Source organism: Micromonospora sp. NBS 11-29 (assembly GCF_002140155.1).
Lineage (GTDB): Bacteria > Actinomycetota > Actinomycetes > Mycobacteriales > Micromonosporaceae > Micromonospora.
Window position 1 is genome coordinate 10,738 of record NZ_NAPR01000014.1, and the last position, 439, is coordinate 11,176.

A 439-nucleotide genomic window follows, 5' to 3' on the forward strand; every position below is an offset into this window, starting at 1 on the left:
GCCCAGTCCCCGGTCAACGTGGACACCAGACGGGTGTGCCCCGGCTGCGGGGTCACATCGGCGAGGTCGGCGCGCAACCGCTGCGCGACCTCCTCCACGGCGGCGGAGTGCGACGCGTAGTCCACCGGGATCAGGCGCGCGCGGATCCCGTCGGCCTGACACGCCGCCACGAAGTCGGCCACCGGCTGCGGCGGACCGGACACCACGACGGTCGACGGGCCGTTGACCGCCGCGATCCCGACCCCGGCGAACCGGTCGCCGCTCGCCGAGTCCGCAGCCGCGCCACCGGCAGCCGAGCCGGCGTCGTCAGCCGTCCCGGCGGAGACACCCAACCGTGCGGTCACCTCGGCCGCCGGAAGGTCGACCGACGCCATCGTCCCGGTTCCCCGCAGCACCGACAGGGCGCGGGACCGCAACGCGACGGTCTTCGCCGCGTCGT

1 protein-coding gene is annotated in these 439 nt (G+C 75.6%); it reads right to left on the reverse strand.

The window, feature by feature from the left end:
- The coding region (locus B1205_RS31945; protein ID WP_254910091.1) for an acyltransferase domain-containing protein at positions 1 to 439 on the reverse strand (439 nt) is incomplete at both ends.